18 protein-coding genes are annotated in these 19,418 nt (G+C 66.4%); 7 read left to right on the forward strand and 11 right to left on the reverse strand.

The annotated features are described in order from the left end of the window. Position 1: 1 nt before the first annotated feature. Positions 2 to 1,303, forward strand: a complete 1,302-nt coding sequence (tcuC, locus tag R2N16_RS24260) for an MFS transporter (RefSeq protein WP_316669397.1) — start codon at positions 2 to 4, stop codon at positions 1,301 to 1,303. A gap of 923 nt (positions 1,304 to 2,226) precedes the next feature. Here the strand turns inward: tcuC and R2N16_RS24265 are convergent. Further along, positions 2,227 to 3,318, reverse strand: coding sequence for an ABC transporter substrate-binding protein (locus R2N16_RS24265; protein WP_316669399.1), 1,092 nt, complete (start codon positions 3,316 to 3,318; stop codon positions 2,227 to 2,229). 282 nt (positions 3,319 to 3,600) lie between these two features. Here R2N16_RS24265 and R2N16_RS24270 point away from each other — a divergent pair, with 282 nt between their 5' ends. Then, positions 3,601 to 4,398 (forward strand): AraC family transcriptional regulator, encoded by a 798-nt coding sequence (locus tag R2N16_RS24270; protein ID WP_316669401.1) that lies wholly within the window; start codon positions 3,601 to 3,603, stop codon positions 4,396 to 4,398. A gap of 28 nt (positions 4,399 to 4,426) precedes the next feature. Here the strand turns inward: R2N16_RS24270 and R2N16_RS24275 are convergent, their stop codons facing one another. Next, positions 4,427 to 5,734 (reverse strand): ATP-binding protein, encoded by a 1,308-nt coding sequence (locus tag R2N16_RS24275; RefSeq protein ID WP_316669403.1) that lies wholly within the window; start codon positions 5,732 to 5,734, stop codon positions 4,427 to 4,429. A 3-nt stretch (positions 5,735 to 5,737) separates the two neighbouring features. Continuing rightward, complete coding sequence (locus R2N16_RS24280; RefSeq protein WP_316669430.1) at positions 5,738 to 6,469, reverse strand: response regulator; 732 nt, start codon at positions 6,467 to 6,469, stop codon at positions 5,738 to 5,740. A gap of 232 nt (positions 6,470 to 6,701) precedes the next feature. Between R2N16_RS24280 and R2N16_RS24285 the strand changes: the two genes are divergently transcribed. Continuing rightward, complete coding sequence (locus tag R2N16_RS24285; protein ID WP_316669405.1) at positions 6,702 to 7,469, forward strand: MipA/OmpV family protein; 768 nt, start codon at positions 6,702 to 6,704, stop codon at positions 7,467 to 7,469. A 24-nt stretch (positions 7,470 to 7,493) separates the two neighbouring features. Here the strand turns inward: R2N16_RS24285 and R2N16_RS24290 are convergent, their stop codons facing one another. Continuing rightward, entirely contained in the window at positions 7,494 to 8,414 is a 921-nt protein-coding gene (locus tag R2N16_RS24290; protein ID WP_316669407.1) for an alpha/beta hydrolase family protein, read from the reverse strand. Between the two features lie 113 nt (positions 8,415 to 8,527). Between R2N16_RS24290 and R2N16_RS24295 the strand changes: the two genes are divergently transcribed. Together R2N16_RS24295 and R2N16_RS24300 are read left to right on the forward strand one after the other, a co-directional pair. After that, positions 8,528 to 9,478 (forward strand): helix-turn-helix domain-containing protein, encoded by a 951-nt coding sequence (locus tag R2N16_RS24295; protein ID WP_316669409.1) that lies wholly within the window; start codon positions 8,528 to 8,530, stop codon positions 9,476 to 9,478. A 90-nt stretch (positions 9,479 to 9,568) separates the two neighbouring features. Next, complete coding sequence (locus R2N16_RS24300) at positions 9,569 to 10,333, forward strand: PepSY-associated TM helix domain-containing protein (protein WP_316669411.1); 765 nt, start codon at positions 9,569 to 9,571, stop codon at positions 10,331 to 10,333. Between the two features lie 57 nt (positions 10,334 to 10,390). On the opposite strand, the gene R2N16_RS24305 is transcribed toward R2N16_RS24300, so the two are convergent. Continuing rightward, positions 10,391 to 11,281, reverse strand: a complete 891-nt coding sequence (locus R2N16_RS24305; protein ID WP_316669413.1) for a MurR/RpiR family transcriptional regulator — start codon at positions 11,279 to 11,281, stop codon at positions 10,391 to 10,393. Positions 11,282 to 11,540: 259 nt separating this feature from the next. On the opposite strand from R2N16_RS24305, the gene R2N16_RS24310 reads away from it, so the two are divergent. Then, a complete protein-coding gene (locus R2N16_RS24310) occupies positions 11,541 to 12,587 on the forward strand; it encodes a porin (protein ID WP_316669415.1) in 1,047 nt (348 codons plus the stop codon). 272 nt (positions 12,588 to 12,859) lie between these two features. On the opposite strand, the gene R2N16_RS24315 is transcribed toward R2N16_RS24310, so the two are convergent. After that, on the reverse strand, positions 12,860 to 15,127 hold the full coding sequence (locus tag R2N16_RS24315; RefSeq protein ID WP_316669417.1) for a mechanosensitive ion channel family protein: 2,268 nt from the start codon (positions 15,125 to 15,127) through the stop codon (positions 12,860 to 12,862). Positions 15,128 to 15,193: 66 nt separating this feature from the next. Further along, positions 15,194 to 16,447 (reverse strand): MFS transporter, encoded by a 1,254-nt coding sequence (locus R2N16_RS24320; protein WP_316669420.1) that lies wholly within the window; start codon positions 16,445 to 16,447, stop codon positions 15,194 to 15,196. 120 nt (positions 16,448 to 16,567) lie between these two features. Here R2N16_RS24320 and R2N16_RS24325 point away from each other — a divergent pair, with 120 nt between their 5' ends. Continuing rightward, positions 16,568 to 17,284 carry a glutathione S-transferase gene (locus R2N16_RS24325; protein WP_316669432.1) on the forward strand — a complete coding sequence of 239 codons (717 nt, stop codon included), beginning with the start codon at positions 16,568 to 16,570 and terminating at the stop codon, positions 17,282 to 17,284. Positions 17,285 to 17,324: 40 nt separating this feature from the next. Here the strand turns inward: R2N16_RS24325 and R2N16_RS24330 are convergent, their stop codons facing one another. The 4 genes from R2N16_RS24330 to R2N16_RS24345 all read right to left on the reverse strand — a co-directional run bounded on the left by R2N16_RS24330 (position 17,325) and on the right by R2N16_RS24345 (position 18,994). After that, positions 17,325 to 17,714: a hypothetical protein gene (locus R2N16_RS24330; protein ID WP_316669422.1), complete on the reverse strand. Its 390-nt coding sequence runs from the start codon at positions 17,712 to 17,714 to the stop codon at positions 17,325 to 17,327. A 40-nt stretch (positions 17,715 to 17,754) separates the two neighbouring features. Next, the gene (locus tag R2N16_RS24335; RefSeq protein ID WP_316669423.1) at positions 17,755 to 18,177 is read right to left on the reverse strand and encodes a hypothetical protein; all 423 of its coding nucleotides are present in this window, start codon (positions 18,175 to 18,177) and stop codon (positions 17,755 to 17,757) included. A 336-nt stretch (positions 18,178 to 18,513) separates the two neighbouring features. Further along, positions 18,514 to 18,741: a hypothetical protein gene (locus R2N16_RS24340; protein ID WP_316669425.1), complete on the reverse strand. Its 228-nt coding sequence runs from the start codon at positions 18,739 to 18,741 to the stop codon at positions 18,514 to 18,516. Between the two features lie 43 nt (positions 18,742 to 18,784). Then, on the reverse strand, positions 18,785 to 18,994 hold the full coding sequence (locus R2N16_RS24345) for a hypothetical protein (RefSeq protein ID WP_316669427.1): 210 nt from the start codon (positions 18,992 to 18,994) through the stop codon (positions 18,785 to 18,787). Positions 18,995 to 19,418 lie beyond the last annotated feature (424 nt).

The raw sequence follows: 19,418 nt of genomic DNA on the forward strand, positions 1-19,418 counted from the left end.
CATGCATACCTCCAACCCCAACGAATCCAAGGCCCGCAGCATCTTCCGGGTGGTCAGCGGTAACTTCCTGGAAATGTACGACTTCATGGTCTACGGCTATTACGCCAAGGCCATTGCCGACACCTTCTTCCCGGCCGGCAACGAGTTCCTCTCGCTGATGCTGTCGCTCGTGACCTTTGGCGCCGGCTTCTTGATGCGGCCGCTTGGCGCGATCTTCCTGGGCGCGTACATCGACCGTCACGGCCGCCGCACGGGCCTGATCGTCACGCTCGCGCTCATGGCCTGCGGCACGCTGCTGATCGCGCTGGTGCCGGGCTACGCAACCATCGGGCTGGCGGCGCCGCTGCTGGTCCTGATCGGCCGGTTGCTGCAGGGCTTTTCGGCCGGCGTGGAGCTGGGCGGCGTGTCGGTCTACCTGGCCGAAATCGCCACCCCGGGCAAGAAGGGCTTTTTCGTGAGCTGGCAATCGGCCAGCCAGCAGGTAGCGGTCATGTTTGCCGCGCTGCTGGGCGTGGTGATGTCGTACCTGCTGCCGCCGCCCGAGATGAGCGCTTGGGGCTGGCGCGTGCCGTTCCTGATCGGCTGCCTGATCGTGCCGTTCCTGTTCATCATCCGTCGCTCGCTGCAAGAAACGGAAGAGTTCCAGAAGCGCAAGCACCGCCCGGACCTGGCCGCCGTGTTCCGCTCGATGGGCCAGAACTGGCGCCTGGTGGGCGCAGGCACGCTCATGGTCGTGATGACCACGGTGTCGTTCTACCTGATCACCGCCTACACGCCGACCTTCGGCAAGAGCGTGCTGCACCTGTCCGACATGGACAGCCTGATCGTCACGCTGTGCGTGGGCGCCTCGAACTTCTTCTGGCTGCCGGTGATGGGCGCGGTGTCTGACCGCGTCGGCCGCCGCCCGCTGCTGATCCTCTTTACGGTGCTGATGCTGGTGACGGCCTACCCGGCCATGCAGTGGCTGGTTGCCGCACCGTCGTTCGCCCGCATGCTGACCGTGTTGCTCTGGCTGTCGTTCCTGTATGGCAGCTACAACGGCGCGATGGTCGTCACGCTCACCGAAATCATGCCGCCGGAAGTCCGCACCACCGGCTTTTCGCTGGCATACAGCCTGGCCACGGCCATTTTCGGCGGCTTCACTCCCGCGATTGCCACGTGGCTGATCCACACCACCGGCAACAAGGCGATGCCGGGCGTATGGGTGTCGTTTGCCGCGCTGTGCGGGTTGATCGCCACGCTGGCGATCGTCAAGCCGGCGGGCCGGCACGTGCATGGTGCGGGTACGGCACCTGTGGCCTGACACGCATCGTGGATGAATAAACGCCTCTCGGAGGGGAATCTCTCTGAGGGGCGTTTTGCTTTGTGCTGTTGGCTTTCTGCTGGGATTTTTTTTTGTTGGTCCATCCCCCTTTCGTTCCCTGCCGGGACCGACTCACTTTTCTTTGTCTTGCCAAAGAAAAGTAAGCAAAAGAAAGGCGCGCCCGAGATGGCGAAAGATTCCTTGAATTTATGTCGCAGGGAGGGGAAGGGAAAAACTCGCTTCGCTCAGACAGTTTCCCTTCCTTTTTCCTCCCTGCAACAGAAATTCAAGGCGCCATCTAGGGCAGGAAAGTCAAAGGCCAAACCATCTAAGCGCAGCCCCAAACGACGAGGCCAACCTCACGACGGGTTGGCCTTTCTCTTTTGACGTTAGGCCCTTGATGGCGCCTTGAATTTGCGTAAGCGGGCGGTAAAAAGGCGGGGAACTGTCTGAGCGCAGCGAGTTTTCCCCGCCTCCGCCCGGTTACGGAAATTCAAGGGATGGGTCGCCATCTCGGGCGCGCCTTTCTTTTGCCTACTTTTCTTTGGCAAGACAAAGAAAAGTAGGTCGCCCCGGCCAGGGGACGAAACGAGCAAGAAACCAAAACCAAAAGAATCCAAACTCCAGCCACCCCTGCCGAGTCCCAAACCCCATCCCCCGAGAACAAAACCCCTCGCTTGGGGTTCCGAACCAGACACGCCAAGCAAAAAGGCTCACGCTCGGCGTTCCGAACCCCACACCGTCGAGAAAAAAACCTCACGTCTGGCGTTCCCGACTCTGCGGGCCGAGTCAGAAACCTCACGCTCCGAGTTCTGGACTCGGTGTGCCGAGCAAATAGGCTCACGCTTGAGGTTCAGAACGCCGTGCCCGGGGTTCGGAACTCGGCGTTCGGCGTCACGAACCCCATCATCGCAGCCTCAGCGTTACTGGATCACCAGCCCATTCGGCCCCACCACGCCCAGCTCCACATAGTGCGAGCCCGGGCGCGTGCGGTCGGAAAAGTCCACGATAAATCCGCCCCCCACATCGAAGTTGCGCAGGTGGGCCAGCTCGCGGCGCACCTGGTCGCGCGTGGGCTTGGGGCCGGCACGGCGCACGGCTTCGGCCAGCACTTTGGCGGCCACAAAGCCTTCAACCGCTCGGAATGAAAGTTCGACATCCTTGGCGCCCACGGCCGTGCGTGCGCGGTTGAATTCGCGGATGACGGGGTTCACGCCCTTACCGGGGTTCGGCATCACGAGCGCCAGCGAATAGCCGCGCACCGCATCGATGCCGGCCACCTTGAGCAGGATGCCCGGATCGATGGACGACAGCCCCAGGAGCTGTGCGCCGCCGCCGCGTGCGCGGTACTGCTTGATGAACTGCGCGGCGGGTTCCGCCGTGGCGCCCAGGAAGATGGCCTGCACATCGGTGCCGAGCAGCTTGTCGACAGCGGCGCTGACCGAGGCCGTATTGCGCGGGTACGAGGCGGTGGCTGCAATCGTTAGCTTGTGCGGCTTGAGCGAGCGCTCCACGCCCGCCAGCGCCTCCTTGCCCAGCGCATCGTCCTGATACAGCACACCGATGCGCGTGACGCCGATGGTGACGAGCGCCCCCATCATCTTGTCCATCTCCTGCTGGTAGCTGGCCTTGATCGGGAACACCAGCGGATCGCCGGTCATGCTCGACGCGCCCGTGGCAGGCCCGACCAGCGGCAGGTTGGCTTCGGCCAGCACGCCGCTGCGCATGAGCGCTTCCACATTGGCGGTGCCGACCACGGTGAGCACCGCCACGGGGTTGTCGACCTTGGACATGTCGCGCACGTTGCGCAGGGTCTGCTCGACCTTCTGCTCGTCGTCGCGGGCGACCAGGCGGATGGTTTCGCCGTTGATACCGCCGTCGAGGTTGAGCCAGTCGAAATACAGGCGCGCTCCGGCATTGAGCGCCCGCCCCGTCGCGGCCTGTGTACCGGACAGCGGCAAGGACTGGATGATGCTGATGTCGGCGTGGGCGGCCGGCGCTGTCAACGCAGCCATGCATGCCATACCCATGGCAAGCGCGGCCCACGGCCGCAACCACCCCATCGCCCCGCGCGCCCCCCGGCTACGCGTGTGATTTCCCGTTTGCATTGTTCGCACCCATTTCGCCGCGTGCCTCGTGGGCAACGGCGTTTTTGTCGAGACCGCTCGAGCGATCCGCTTTTTTGTGTGACGTCAAACATCATCGACGCCGGGCGATAGCCTGCCATCGACATCTGGCTTCGACAAGCCCTGCCGGCGCATTTACACTGGCCCGACCGTTTCTGTCGCAAACCCGCCATGCCACAGCGCATCCTGCCTACCGATATCGAAGGCCGCACGCCGCCCTCAGTGGCGCATCCGGTGCGGCTCTACACGCGGCAGATGGACGCCAACACGCGGTTTCCGCGCCATACGCATCCGTGGGCGCAGGTGGCGTATAGCCACAACAGTGTGCTGCGCGTGCAGGCCGGCGACACCGCCTGGGTGGTGCCGCCCTCGCGGGCGATCTGGATCCCGCCCGGCATCGAACATGAGGTGTGGGTGGTCGAGGCAGCCTTCCTGCGCACGCTGTATGCCGACCCATCCGTGGTGACGGGCGCGTTGGCGCAGTGCCGCGTGATGGAGGTGTCGCCACTGCTGCGCGAGCTGATTGCCGCGATGGACATCCGCCAGCCGCTGCCAGCCGCGCGCGAGCAGGCGCTGGCCATGCTCATCCTCGACGAGCTGCGCCGCAGCGCGCCGCTGCCGCTGGATTTGCCCATGCCCGCCGATAAGCGCCTGCGCGCTCTGTGCGAACGCGTAATGGCCGACCCCGGCACCTCGCTCACCTTCGACGCCCTCGCCCGCGACGTCGGCGCCAGCGCCCGCACGCTGGCAAGGCGCTTCCGGGACGAGCTGGGCGTGAGCTTCTCGCAGTGGCGGCAGCAGGCCGTGCTCGCCAGCGCGATCCCGATGATGTCGCAGGGGATGCCGCTGTCACGCGTGGCGCAGGAGCTGGGCTACAACAGCCAGAGCGCGTTCTCCGCGATGTTCCGCCGGGCATTCGGCAGCAGCCCGAGCGCGTTCCTGCATCGACCGGGCGGCGACGAGGCCTAGCCCCAGGGGTTGACCGATCCAGCCGCGCCTACAGCGGTGGAATCGCCATGTCAGGCAGCAGCAGCGCAAAGCGCGCACCGCCGCCCGTTGCCGCATCGAGGCGGACATCGCCGCCATGCACCAGCGCAATACGCCGCACGATCGCCAGCCCCAGCCCAAAGCCGCCGGTGTGGCGGTCGCGGCTGGCATCGAGCCGTAGGAACGGTTCGAACACGCGCGCGCGATCTGGCTCGGGAATGCCGGGGCCGTCATCTTCCACCGTCAGGCGCAGCGCGCCGGCGGGGCCCGCTTCGGCACGGATGGTGATGGTGTGGCTGGCATAGCGCGTGGCATTGCGGATCAGGTTGAGCAGCGCGCGCGCCAGCAGGCGCGGGTCGCACACGTGGTGCGCGGGGGCGGCCTCCGCATGCACGGCCAGGGTGAGCTGGCGGTCGGCCACATCGTTGGCGACGCTGGCAACCACGCTGTCGAGCCACTCCCCTACGCCCACGCGCATCAGCACAAGGTGCGTGGCGCCCTGCTCCAGGCGGCTCAACGCCAGCAGCTCGCTCACCAACTCATCGAGTTCACGCACGTCGCGGCGCAGCGCATCGAGCCGCACGTTGCGCTGCATTTCTGACGACGGCGACACCGGCGACTGCAGCAGCGCGATGCCGAATTCCAGCCGCGCAATCGGCGTCTTCAGCTCGTGCGAGATGCCGTTCATCATCTCGCGCTGGTGCTGGATCGAGCCCTGGATGCGCTCGGCCATCTCGTCGAACTGGCGCGCCAGCGCATAGACGTTCGAGCGTTTGCGCAGATTGGCGCGTGTCGCCAGATTGCCGGCGCCAAAGCCGCGCGCCGCGTCTTCCAGCACACGCAGGTCGCGCCAGTGCGTCCAGACCCAGAGCAGCAGCGGCAGCAGCGCGGCAATGGCGATCAGCGAGTAGGCGATCAACTGGATGCCGAGGTAGTCCATGTCCTCGCTGTAGGCGTGCAGCACGGTGCCGTCGCGTAGCGGCAGGTAGTAGTCCTTGCCGTTGGTCATCAGCACGAGCTTGTGTTCGCCCAGATCGCGCCGCTGCTGGGCCGAGAAATCCGGCACGGCATCCGGATCGACGAGGTTGAATTTCTCCCACGCGTTCTTGTTCAGGCGCGCGATGGCGGCATCGCGCCCGGCCGGGCCTGCGCGGTCCAGGTAGTCCTGCAGCACGAAGGCGTAGCCCTTGCGCACTTCGCGCTCGCCGTGCGTGAGCGTGTCGTGGAACAGCCAGACGAACGACTTGTTGACGCCGATCAGCGCCAGCGCGGCCGCTACCACCACCATTGCGTACAGCTTGAGCAACGACTTGAGCATGGTTCAGTCCTCCCACGCCGACGGGCTGAACAGATAGCCGCGCCCCCAGATCGTCTTGATCTTGTGCGGCTCGGGCGAGGCATCGCCAAAGCGGCGTCGCAGGCGCGAGATGCCCGAGTCGACCGTGCGGTCCAGCCCGTCGAACTCGATGCCGCGCAACTGTTTGAGGATGTCGTCGCGGCTGAGCACCGTGCCGGCGGCGCGCGCCAGGATCAGCAGCAGGTTGAACTCGGCCGTCTTGAGGTCGACCGGCTGGCCGCGCCAGGTGACGGTGCGGTTGGGTGGCGAGATGGCGAGTTCGCCAAAGACGAGCGCATCCTCGCGCGGCGCCACCGGCTCGGACGTCGACATGGCCGGCGTCGAACGGCGCAGCAGCGCGCGGGCCCGGGCGACGAGCAGGCGCGGCTCGATGGGCTTGAGCACGTAGTCGTCGGCGCCGATCTCCAGTCCGGCCACCTGGTCGTACGTATCCACGCGCGCGGTCAGGATCAGCACCGGCACGCGCGAGAACGCGCGGATGCGCCGGCACACCTCCATGCCGTCCATGTGCGGCAGCATCAGATCGAGGATCACCAGCGCGGGCTGGTGTTCGCGCACGGCGGCCACGGCAATGTCGCCGCGGCGCACCACTTCGACTGCAAATTCGTAGTTGCCCAGGTATTCGCTGACAAGCTGCGCGAGGCGGTCGTCGTCTTCGATCAGCAGCACCTTGGTCTTGAGCGGCTCGTCGGTCATGCCGGTCATCGCTCGTACCCCCGTTTCTTTTTGTGGTGGCGCGCAGTGTACGGCGAGGGCCTTGCGAGCGGATGGGGCGGAGAAACTTGCAGACACTCGCGCACAATTGCGCACAACTTCCCGGCAATTTCCAGACAGACGTGCGCGTGGCACCTCGCCAGACTGCGGGCTCTCTCTCAAGAGGTCCAACAAGAGGTCCTACGTGCTCAATCGTCTCTCCCCGCGGTTCTCCGTGACTTATCTGGCCGTGCTCTCAGGCATGTGGCTGTCGCCGTCTTCGGTGTATGCCGACGAGGCGTCGTATTCGCTCTCACTCAACGCAGGCGTGGCGCCGCGCTACCAGGGCAGCAAGCAGTACACCGTGACGGCCGGCCCGGGCTTCCGGGCGGATTTCGGCAACGGCTGGTTCATCGACCCAACCCAGGGTGGCGCGGGCTATGCCCTCCGCTTCCTGAACGGCATGTTCGCCTCGGCCGCGCTCTCGTACGACCCGGGCCGCTCCGACACCAACCGCTATGGGCGCCCCGGCTCGGAGCACCTCAAGGGCATGGGTTCGGTCAAGGGCTCGCTGCTGGGCGTGTTCACGGTGGGCGGCAAGCTCATCGGCGAGACCGTGGGCAGCGCCACGCTGGAAGTGCCCCTCACCAACCGCGAGCGCGGCTGGTCCGGCCACATTGACGTGGCAGCGCCGGTCGTGAGCTGGGGCAGCGACAAGATCACCGTGAGCCCGAGCCTGCATTTCGGCTCCGGCAAGTACATGCAGACGTACTTCGGGGTGACCCCGCAGCAGTCGGCCAACAGCGGCTTTGCGCAGTACAGCGCGGGCAGCGGCCTGCAGGCCGCCACGCTCACGGTGGCCTGGAGGCACGAGTTCTCCCGCCACTGGGCGGTGCAGACGGCGGTCGGCACCTCGCGCCTGCTGGGCAACGCGGCCAAGAGCCCCATCGTGCAGAACAAGCAGAGCTACTTTGGCGGCACGGGCGTCGTCTACACGTTCTAAGCGCGCGGGAACGCAAAGGCCGGTTCAGCCCAGGGCATCGAGCCACGCCGCCGTCTCGCGCCACCACGGCGCGCCGGACGAGGCCCGGAAAAAGCCCATGTGCCCGACGCCCTTGGCACCCAGCGCGGCGCCCCCTACCTGGCGGCGCGTGACGCGCGTGGCGGGAAACTGCGCGACCAGCGCGTCGATGGCGTTGGCCGGTGCCATCGGGTCATCGTCAAACCCCCAGGCGAGCAGCGGCACGGTAAGCCTCGGGTAGCGGGAGGTATCGAGCCCCGCACGCGGCGCGAAGAGATAACCGCGCCGGCGGGCCAAGCGTGCCCAGTCGTCCAGGATGGCAGCGGGAATCGCCATCGGCCCCATACCGATGGCCGTCAGCGGCAGCATGCCGCCGCGCACACGTGCCACCGCCAACGGAATCCGCACGCGCAGCAGCCACGCCAGTTGCGGACGGGTCAGCGGCCCTCGCCACGGCCACAGCCGCGCATTCGCCAGTGACACCGCCACGTGCACCAGCGCATCGGCATGCACGATGTGCGGCGCCAATGCCGCCAGTTGCCCGCCCGCGCTGTGGCCCAGCACCACCAGCCTGCGGCCGCCGCAGCCCTCGGGGACGAGGGTGTCGTGCACCCATTTCAGCACCGCGTCGATGTCCTGCCGGCCCCAGTCGGCAAAGCGCGGTGTGCCGGGGCCGGTCGCCGCCGCCTCGCCAATGCCGCGATAGTCGAACGTCACCACGCGCCAGCCCGCCAGGCACAGCCCGCGCGCGAACGCCGCGTAGAACTGGCGCGGCACGCCCAGTGCCGAGCAGACCACCACCGTGCCGTGCGCGCCCAGGCCAGGGCTGGTGATCGTCACGGGCAGCGTCCAGCCGTCGGCCGTGCGGACGCGGTCGTCGCGGGTCGGAAGGGCATCGGCGGGGTAGTCGATCGGTTCGCGCTGCATGGGCACTCTGCTCGGGGTGTCGGGGATGGACTCAGTATTGGCGCCGCCGGGCACGGTCACAATTACGCGACAGGTAATCGCCGCTGCTACCCGACTCTGCTTCAATAGGTGACATGACACCCGCCAAGCCCGCCCCTACCTCGCCTGCCGACGGCGAGACCCTCATGCTTGAAGACGCGGATGCCGCCCAAGTGGCGAGCCATCCGCCCGACGCAGCGCTCTCGCGCTTTCCCCAGTTGCTGCGCTTCTGGCGCACGCGGCGGGGGTATAGCCAATTGGCGCTGGCACTGGCGGCGGGTGTGTCACAGCGGCACGTGAGCTTTCTGGAATCGGCCCGCGCGGCGCCCAGCCGGAACATGATCCTGCAACTGGCAGAGGAGTTGAACGTGCCGCTGCGCCATCGCAACCAGATGCTGCTGGCGGCCGGTTTCGCCCCCGCCTATTCCGAACAGGGCCTCGCCGCGCCGACCGATGAGACCTCGCCGATGATGCTGGCGGTGCGCCATGCGGTGAAGCTGATCCTCGACAAGCAGGCGCCGTATCCGGCCATCGTGCTCGACCGTTTCTGGCATGTGCTCGATGCCAATGCCGCGCATCGCCGCCTGATGCGCTGGGCCATCGGCGACGACCGGGCCGAAGGTGCGCCGGGCGCCGTCAACATGATGAAGCTGGTGTTCGACCCGGCTGCGCTATGGCCAGCCATCGGCAACCGCGATGTCGTCGGCCGCCACCTGGCCCGGCGCGTGCGGCAGGAACTGGCGCTGCACGCCATCGACCCGGCCATGCAGCGCTTGCTGGCCGACATCCGCGCGCTGCAACCGGCGCTGTTTGATGCGGCGGATGCGCCGGCGCCCGCCTCTTCGCCTGCTTCCGCGCAGGACGCCGGCGATCCGCCGCCCTTCCTGCCGGTCTCACTGCAGCGCGACGGCGTGACGATCTCGCTGTTCTCCACGCTCACCACGCTGGGCACCCCGCGCGATGCCGGGCTGCAGGAGATGCGCATCGAGTGCTTCTATCCGGCGGATGAGGCGTCGCGGCGGGCGTTGGAGCGTATTACGCTGTAACCTGCACCTGATTGCAACGAGAATCATTCTCATCTATATTGGCCGGTCGATTCGCCTCCCTCCGGCGGCCCGTGTGCCGCCTTGTGCTTCATGACCGACCTGTCCCATCCCCCGCTTCCGGCTGAGCCGGCCGCCAACGTCCGCCCGGCGAAGACCAAGGCCGAACACCCCGCCAATCGCCGCGCCACGATCGTCCGCTGGCTGCGCAAGACGCACGGCTGGTTCGGATTGTGGGGCGCGGTGATGGGCCTGATTTTTGGTGTGTCGGGCATCTGGCTGAACCACCGGGCGGTGTTGAAGCTGCCGGTGGCGCAACAGCGCACCAATGTGCAGATCGCCCTGCCAGACCCCGTGCCCGCCACGCCCGAAGCGATGGGCGCCTGGCTGCAGCAAACGCTGAAAACGCCGGAGCCCGCCACCCGCACGCGCGTGGAAAAAGCCAAGCCGGTCGCCTGGGCCGAACGCCCGGCCAAGGGTGAAGGCGCCAAGGGCGAGCAGCGCGCCGATGCGCCGCGCGACACCGCCGCCAAGCCGCTGATGCAGCCCGAACAGTGGACCTTCAACTTCGGCAGCGCCACCACGCAACTCCAGGCCGAATACTGGGCCGGCAACCGCTCGGTCTCGATCCGCCAGACCGACAATGGCTTCCTCGGCACGCTGATGAATCTGCACAAGGGCGTCGGCATGACGGTGCCCTGGATTCTGCTGGTGGATACGCTGGCCGGCTGCCTGATCTTCCTGTCGATCTCGGGCCTGTGGCTGTGGGTGATGACCACCAAGCGCCGCACGGTCGGCTGGACGATCTTCGGGCTAGGGAGTGTGCTGGCAATCGGGCTGGCGATCTCGCGGCTCTGAACACTGCGTCCGTTGTGGATGGCGCCCGCGCGGCGCCTTTTTTTTCGCCCTCTTCGCTTACGGGCGGTCGACGCTGCGCTCGGTGAGCAATCGCTGGATCGCCCGCATGCGCGAGCGCACCATCTCATCGCGGCGTTGCGCCACGCAGGTCATCAAGATCTCGATGACGGTCAGATGCACCAGGTACGCCTCGGTGCCGACGCGCATCACGGCGTCTTCCGGCACATCCACCGTCAGCGCGATCTGCGCGCGTTCGGCCAGCGGTGTGCCTGCCTGAGTGATGGCGATCACGCACGCGCCCTGCTCCGCCGCATAGGCAATCGACTCCAGCAGATACGGCATGCGCCCCACGTGCGAGAACGCCACCACGACGTCGGACGCGCCCAGCATGGCGGCCGACACGAGCTGCAGGTGCGCATCAAAGTAGGCATTGGACGCCAGCCCCAGCCGCATCAGCCGTGCTTGCATGTCGTTCGCCATGAACGACGAGGCCGCACCGGCCGCATAGCAATCGACGCGGCGCGCGCGGGCGATGCGCTCGGCGGCGGCGTCGATTTGCGTGGTGGACAGCGATTCACGCAGCTTCCCCAGCGCCCGTGCAGCCCCGTCGATGACCTTGCTGGCAACCAGCGCCGGCGGGTCAGCCCGGCCGACATGGCCAGGAAGCGTTGGCTGCGCGTGCGCCAGTTCGGCCGCGAGCGTGGCCTTGAACTCGCGCAACCCCTCAAAGCCCAGCGCCTGGCACATCCGCACGATGGTGGGCATCGATACGCCGGCGCGCACGGCCAGCGTCTCCACGGATTGTTCGAGCGACAGCTCCGGCGCTTCCAGGATCAGCCGCGCCACGCCCTGCTGCGCCGGCGAGAGCGCGCGCAGCTTGTCGCGCAAGGCGTTGAGCACGGGAACGGAGAGCGATGGCATGGCGGTGCGTGGGCGGTGGTCGGACATCAGCGTCGCCAGTGTAGCGGCAGCACCCCGGCCCACCGCTTGCCCGAGGGAAAACCCCCAAGAATCTGTAAGTCCGCGGTTTACGCTCAATGCCCCTTCAGCGGGCAATGCCCCGACCTGCGCGACGTGGGCGGCGCTTTGCCGGTGCATGCGTAACTTCAACCCTTACAGATCAGACTTGCCTGAGAGTCGGCCCCCGAGCCAGGCCGGAAACCCATTCCGGCCAACACAACAGTCGTGACGACAATAAGGGAGCCACATGACCACCTTGATCCGTTCCATTCCGCTATCGGCCGTCGCATTGTCGGCATTGCTTGCCTGCAGCGCTGCGCACGCGCAATCGAACGTCACGCTGTACGGCGTGATGGAAACCGGCCTGCGCTACAGCACCAACAACGACGCCGACGGCCATGGCAAGGCCGAGATGGCGGGCGGCTACTACAGCGGCAGCCGCTTCGGCATTCGCGGCTCGGAAGACCTGGGCAACGGGCTGAAGGCCGTGTTCCACCTGGTCAGCGGTTTCGCGCCGGACACGGGCGTGGGCTCCACCAACGACATGGGCCTGGGCGGCTACAAACCCACCACACCCGCAACGTCGCGCCTGTTCGGGCGCCAGGCGTACGTCGGGCTGGAAGGCGGGTTCGGCTCGCTGACGTTCGGCCGGCAAGAGAACCTCGTTTTCAACACGGCCGGCCAGTACGACGCGCTTTCCATCGGCAACCTCGGTGCGACGGCGTGGCACGTGACCGCGACGGGCGTCCGCATCGACAACGCAGTCAAGTACGTGGGTGATTTCAACGGCTGGCGCCCCGGCGTGATGGTCGGCATGGGCGAGCAGGCAGGCGCGTTCTCCGCAGGCAACTACAGTGCGCTGTCGCTCAACTACGCCAGCGGCCCATTCGCGTTCGGTGGCGCGTGGGAACAGCAGAAAGACCTGCAATCGGTCGGCACCCGCACGTGGACGATGGGCGGCAGCGTGCAGGTCGGTCCCGCAAAACTGATGCTCGGCTACATCAACTATCGCGACGGCACGCCCACCAAGAACGACCTCATCCTCGGCGGCGTGAAGTACGACTTCAGCGGCCAGTACAACCTGGTGGTCGGCGGCATGGCCACGCGCCAGCGCGACCCCGACGGCCTGCGCTACACCGCCTACGCGATCATGAACTACGTGGTCAGCAAGCGCACGTGGCTGTACGTCGGCATGGACTACACCCACCAGAAGGACGCCGGCACCGTCCTTGCAGCCGCACTGCCGAAAGCCTCGCAGACCGGGGTGATGGTCGGCATGCGCCACGGGTTCTAAAACGAAGACACGGCCTGGGCGCCAAGACGTGCGCCCAAACGGTTTGGCCGTACCCTGCCCTAGATTGCGCCTTGAATTTCTGTAAGCGGGCGGAAAAAAGAAGGAGGCCTGTTTGAGCGAAGCGAGTTTGCCCCCTTCTCCGCACGGTTACAGAAATTCAAGGAATCTTTCGCCATCTCGGGCGCGCCTTTCTTTGCTTACTTTCTTTGGCAAGACAAAGAAAGTGAGTCGGCCCCGGCAGGGGACGAAACCCCAGCACCCCCCCAACGCCCTTACGCCGGTGCCGCGGCCGGTGGTTCATTGGAAGAAGCAGGCGCCCCTTTCTCCGCCCCAACCCGCGCCATCCACTCCTCCAACGCCGCCGAAGTCCGCAACACCGTCCCCGGCGCCGCCAGCGGCACGCCCGCCTTGTCGAACACATCCTTGAGCACAACGTTGAAGGCCCGCAGCACATCCGCCTGCTTCTGCGGACGCGTCTTGAACCGCCCCTTGACGATCATCGCGCCACCTTCAAAGCGGTCCAGCCCAAAGATTTCCGCACCGCCGAGCAACGTATAGGCAAAGCGCGGCTCACCGGCAATCTGGTCAGCTGCCGTGCGCACGAGATCAATCGCCTGCTGCGGCTCAGCCTCCATCGCCACGCGCACTTCAAAGTCGGCAAACGAGTAATCGCGCGAAAGATTGCGCACGGTCTTGATCTGACTGAACGGAATCGACAGCACCGCCCCCGAGCCATCGCGCAGCCGCACCGTGCGGATGGTCAGGTTGATGACGGTGCCGGAGGCCACACCCACGTCCACGGTATCGCCCACGCTGATGGTGTCTTCCATCAGGATGAAGATGCCGGTGATGAAATCCTGCGCCAGCGACTGCGCGCCAAAACCGACTGCCAGGCCGATCACCCCGGCGCCGGCCACCAGCGGCGTCACGTTCACGCCCAGGTTTGCCAGCACGCCGATGCCGGCTGTCACGACCAGCGTCACTTTCAGGCCATTGCGCAGCAGCGGCAGGATGGTGAGCGCGCGCGTGCTGGGCCGCGCCCGCGCCGAGGCTGGCGACAGCGCGCGCAGGATCGCCGTGTCGAGCAGGATCCAGACGAGCCAGGTGGCAAACACGGTGCCGATCAGGCCCACCAAGGCATCGGCGATGCGCTTGCCGTTGACGGAACTGTGCGTCACCTCCACCAGCGTGTGGCCCCACACGCGCAGCACCAGTTCAAGGAAGGCGATCCAGATGACGAGCTTGATCAGCGCACCCACGAAATGCTTGAGTCGCTCCACATACGGCGAACTGCGCGCCAGACGCAGTTGCGAGCGCCAATGCGCGCGGGGGCGGATCAGCGCCGACAGGAAAAACGCCGCCACCAGCAGCAGCGACGTCATCACCGCGCGGCGCGCCACGGCGTCAACGTTGTCGGGCGTGGCCAGCGTGGCCATGACGGTGGCGCCCGCCAGCACCACCACCGGCACAGGCCAGAACGCTGCCAGCAGGCGGCGGACCTGGTTGCCCGTGTGCTCGCCGCTGCGCAGCTCCAGCGGGCGATTGGCGATCAACTGGCCAATGGGCCGGCGCGCCCACAATGCACCCACCGCCAGCATCAATGACGACACCACGTTGCACACCGTGGCCAGCAGCAGGCTGAGCGAGCCGCCCAGCACCAAAGCAACGCGCGGATCGACCAGTGCGTCGCCGCAGGCGCCCAGACCGGCCGTCAGAAAGATTGGCCACATACCGTGCTTGAACAGGTATTCCACTGCCACGCGCCGGTGCGCACTGCCGGAAAAGAGCGAGAACAGCATCGCCACGCCCGCCGTGATGATCGCGCCCCATACGATGGAGTAGGCCAGCACCAACGCCAGGACAAAGCCCGGCGAGGCATCGTGCTCGAGCCGCATGATGACGGCAAAGGAGATGGCCCATGGGCCAATCTTGCGCAGCGCGTCGATCAACAGCGCGCGCGTGGTCGGATGCGGCCCGAGGCCCGCCGCGAGGCCAAACACACGGCGGATCAGCCAGCCGAGGCCGAGCAGACCACCGGCAATGGCGGCCCAGATGCCAACGGTGCTCGCAAAGTCGGCGGCCAGCGCCGTGCGTTTGTCGGGCGCGACGAGCAGGCTGGCGTTACCGCTGGCAGCCTCGATGCGGCGCAGCCAGTAGCGCGGCGCACCGGCTTCCACATTGGCCTGCAACGAGCCGTTCTCAATGAGCGAGGCCACCGCACCCAACAGGCCCGGCGCCTGTTCGGCCTGTACCTTCTGCTGCGCGGTCATACCGTCGCGCAACTGCTTCAGTTCATTGACGAGGGCCGCGCGCTGCTGCTCGTTGTTGAGCAGCGTGATGACGGTGTCGAGCGACTGGCGCGTCTGCGCGGGGTCCGCCGCCGGCGCCGATGCACCGGCGGTGGACGTCGGCAACCCGGCCAGCTTGGCAAACGAGACCGGCGCCGCGTCGGCCACGTGGGCCACGCCGGCCATCAGCAGAAACAGAAGCGATGCGAGCGGCCACAGTCGCCGCGTCCAGAAGAGAGAATGAGTACGCATGACAGGAAAAGCGATCGTGCAGACATCGATCACGGCACGATACGCGAATTCCCCGGACGCACAACTTCAGCGCTTCGTGCCCTGCGGCAGTGGCGCCCGCCGCCAGAGCCAGACCGCCGTGCCCAGCGCACATGCCATGCAGGCCATCACCAGTGCCACCACGCCAGGCCAGCCCCATGGGGCATAGAGCTTGCCGCCTGTCGTGCCGATCAGGCTGGAGCCCAGGTAGTACGCCAGCAAATACAGCGCCGCGGCCTGCCCCTTGGCACGCTGCGCGCGGCGCCCGACCCAGCCGCTGGCCACCGCGTGCGCACCGAAAAAACCAAAGGTGAGCAGCGCAATGCCGCCAATCACCAGCACCAGTGGCCCAGCCAATGTCAGCAGCACACCCGCCGACATCAGCACTGTGCCCGCCAGCAGCATGCGGCCCCGGCCATGGCGATCCGCCAATCGGCCAAACCATGCCGAGGCGCCAATGCCCAGCAGGTACACCATGAAGATGCCGCCCACCGCCGTCTGGCTGAGGGCATACGGCGTTTCGAGCAAGTGGAAGCTCGCATAGTTGTAGATCGTGACGAAGCCGCCCATCAGCAGAAAACCCATGGCGAACAGCGAGCGCAGACCCGGCTCACGCAGATGCGCGCCCAGCGTGTCGACCAGATCGCCCAGTACCACGCCCTCGCGCGGTACAAAGCGACGCGACGGCGGTAGCAGCCATAGAAAGGCCAGCGCCGCCAGCAAACCCAGGGTGCCGGTAAAACCCATGGCGGCACGCCAGCCGAAGTGGTCGGCCACGGCGCCGGTCAACACACGCCCCGCCATGCCGCCGAACGCTGTGCCGCCGATGTACAAGCCCATCGCCATGCCGAGCCCTTGCGGATGCACCTCTTCGGCCAGATAGGCCATGGCCACCGCCGGCACACCGCCCAGCACGACACCAAGCACCGCCCGCGTGGCCAGCAACCCGTGCCAGCCCGGCAGCAACGCCCCCGCCACCGTGAGCACCGAGGACAGCATCAGCGACACGCCCATCAGCGTCTTGCGATGGATGGATTCCGACAGCAGCCCCGCAAACAGAATCGCAAACGCCAGCAGCAGCGTGGACACCGACAGCACCAGGCTCGTCTGCGCCGGCGTGAGGCCAAAATCGTGCGCCAGCATCGGCATCAGGGGCTGCACGCAATACAGCAGCGAGAACGTGGAGAAGCCCGCCGCGAACAGCGCCAGATTGGCGCGCAGATAACCGGGATGGCCCCGGACCAGCCAGCGGGAAGGATCAGCGGGTTCGATGGCCGGCGATGGGGAAAGCGGTGCGTTCACGGCGGACGGGTTGAAAACAAGCGCAGAGGCGAGCGCCTATTATCGTTTGCAGGCACCGTTCCCGCTGCGATGCGGCATCGATCCTGCTGGGCAGCCGCCACCTCGTTCATCCGCCCGACCATGGAAACTACGCTCTACTACTGGCCCGAAATCCAGGGCCGCGGCGAATTCGTCCGGCTGGCGCTGGAGCAGGCCGCCGTGCCCTATACCGATCTGGGCCGCGAAGATGAAGCGGCCATCGAAGCGTTTCTCGACGATGCCGGCATTCCCACACCGCCGTTCGCACCGCCGTTCCTGGTGACTGGCCAGTTGGTGATCGCGCAGACGGCCAACATCCTGCTCTACCTCGGCCAGCACTACGGCCTGGCCCCGCACGACGAAGCCGGTGGCCTATGGACGCACGGCCTGCAACTGACGATTGCCGATTTCGTGGTGGAGATTCACGACACGCACCACCCCATCGCGTCAGGCGAGTACTACGAAGACCAGCGGGCCGAAGCGAAGCGCCGCACGCAGGATTTTCTCGACCACCGCGCACCCAAGTTCCTGCATTACTTCGAGCGCGTGCTCGACCGCAACCCCGCCGGCCCCCGATGGGCCGTGCGCGATGCGCTGACGTATGTGGATTTGTCGTTGTTCCAGATCGTGGCGGGGCTGCGTTACGCGTTTCCGCGCCACATGCGGCGCTACGAGCGCGAGCTGCCGCATCTGGTAGCGCTGCATGATCGCGTGGCGGCGCAGCCGAACATCGCGGCGTATCTGGAATCGCCCCGGCGCATTCCGTTCAACACGATGGGCATCTTCCGCCACTACCCTGAACTCGATGCGCTGAAATAACAAACCCGGCGCAGGGCCGGGTTCGCACACGTTGAATCGTTCAGGCTGCCAGCGGCGCGGCGGGCAAGCGGCGGCGAATGTCTTCCAGTGCCGTCGGCCAGCTTTCGATGGCCGCCAGATCGTGGATGTCCTGCAAATCGATCAGCAGATCCACCACCTGATCGTCGTCGACATTGACGCCCGAGCTGCGCAGCGCACGCGCGAGCGGATCGTCGCTCGGCACACGCAGCAGGCTCACGCCCAGGCGCTCGAGTGCGCTGCAGTAGAAAGCATCGTCGATGAGGATGCCGACGCCGCAGCGGCGGTTGTCCAGGCCGCGATAACGCGGCTCGCCGTCGGCGTCTTCGGAGCGGCATTGCTGCGTAAGCAGGTGTGTGCGCACGCGTTCAAAAATGTCCTCGATGGCGAGGAACGTCCCCTTCCCTTTCATGGCGTCACCTCTGTAGGGTGATCTGTGACCGGCCGGTCGGTCAGAATGTATCGACGAGAGCGCCGCTCAGGCCGAATTGGCGCGCGATCGACTGCAGGCGTTCCTTCCACTCCCATGTGCCGAACACGTCATGCGCGTTCTGCAGCTTGGAGAGCAGCTCAACGGTGTCGCGGTCATCCACGTCGATGCGGGCACGCTTGAGCGCGCGGCGCAACGCGATCACGCCGGCGTCCATGTAACGCGGGATCTCGTTGGTGGGCTTGAGGATGTAGCGCACCGGCACGCTTTCCATCGACGTCGTGTAGTCACGCACGCCGATCAGGTTGCCGACCGGGCAGCAGCGGCCGCCCTGGCCGTGGTACGCAGCACCGCCGCGCGGCAGGATGGCAGCGCCGCCCTGACCGAACAGATGGCGAACTGCGCCGTCGTAGATTTCTTGTTTGCTGAGATATTGCGTCTTCATGTTCTTTCCCCTGACCCCAGATTGCAGGCGTGGCCGATTCGGTTCACTTCCGACTTCCGGCCTGACGTTGCGTCCGACGTCGCACAATCTGCCATCCGTGCGATCTATCTTGGTTCAGGATGCACCAGAACCATGGGTGGAAAAAGGACCGGAATGTAAGTCATTTTTACCGTTTGCTTTTTGGCAACGGAATGCCCGAAAAGGTGCGCCACTCAACGCTTTGCGGGTGCATGACACACCACGCGAGCACGCCGTTTTTGCAGGCCTTGATGCGCGTTCGCAACAGCATGTGCGCATGGCTGCGCGCACGTGCCGCATGCGTCGTAGGCGCAGCGCTTACATCCCGATGATCTGGTCTGCGTGGCCGAGGCAGAAGCCACGTCGGTCATGGTGCCCACAGGTGGGCATCACCTCGTAGCCGGCGGCGCGCAGCAACACCGCACGCGCGGCCACTTCCACTGGGGGCAAGGGCCGCCCCGAGTCTTCATCGCGCACCAGCCGGCCCAGTTGGGCAAACGGCTGGCGCAACAGATGGTCCAGGTCCAGCGAACCGCAGTACCGCATCACATCACCTTCTTGAAAACAGCGGCGGCACCGGGACGCGCCGTCACATCGATTCGTCTGCCAGCTCAGGACACGCAACCAGCGTCCGGCGCACCCGCGCATAGGCGGCACGCTCTGCCCAGATCGCGTCGGTCAGGGCCGCGATAAGCGCGTCGCGCGGCAGGCTTTGCGGTGCCACGCCGAACTGCGCCTCCACGGTACGTAGAGCCTCCGTCACTTCGCTTCGCCATCGGGCGTCGAGTCGCTGGGTCATGGTGTTCTCGTTGGGTCGGTTCTGGCGCGGTGGGCGGCGGGCTCATGCCCACTCTGGCCGCGCTGGGAAGGGATTGGCGGAATGGCTCCCGCTCTTGTTTGTGAAGAACGGCACACGGGGCTGAAACTTGATTGCCGCGGCGGGGGGTAAACCGGGCCCCTGCGCCACGCCGCGCCACCCGGCGCCACTCCGCCAAACGGGCTCCCCCATTCGCGCAGCAACTTCAGCCGGTGCCTGTGGCCCAATCGGTTCTGGAACCGCCACCTAGCCACCGATGAAGATGGAGCGTCACGTGTCCCGATTGTCTTTCCTGCGCCGTACCGTGCTGGCCCTTGCCTGCGCGCTGGCCGTGGGGGGCGGGGGGGGCGGGCGGGCGGGGGGCGCGGCGGCATATATTGCATGGTTTGGGTGGGTTGCCTGGGGC

The organism is Ralstonia psammae (genome assembly GCF_958405935.1).
GTDB lineage: Bacteria > Pseudomonadota > Gammaproteobacteria > Burkholderiales > Burkholderiaceae > Ralstonia > Ralstonia psammae.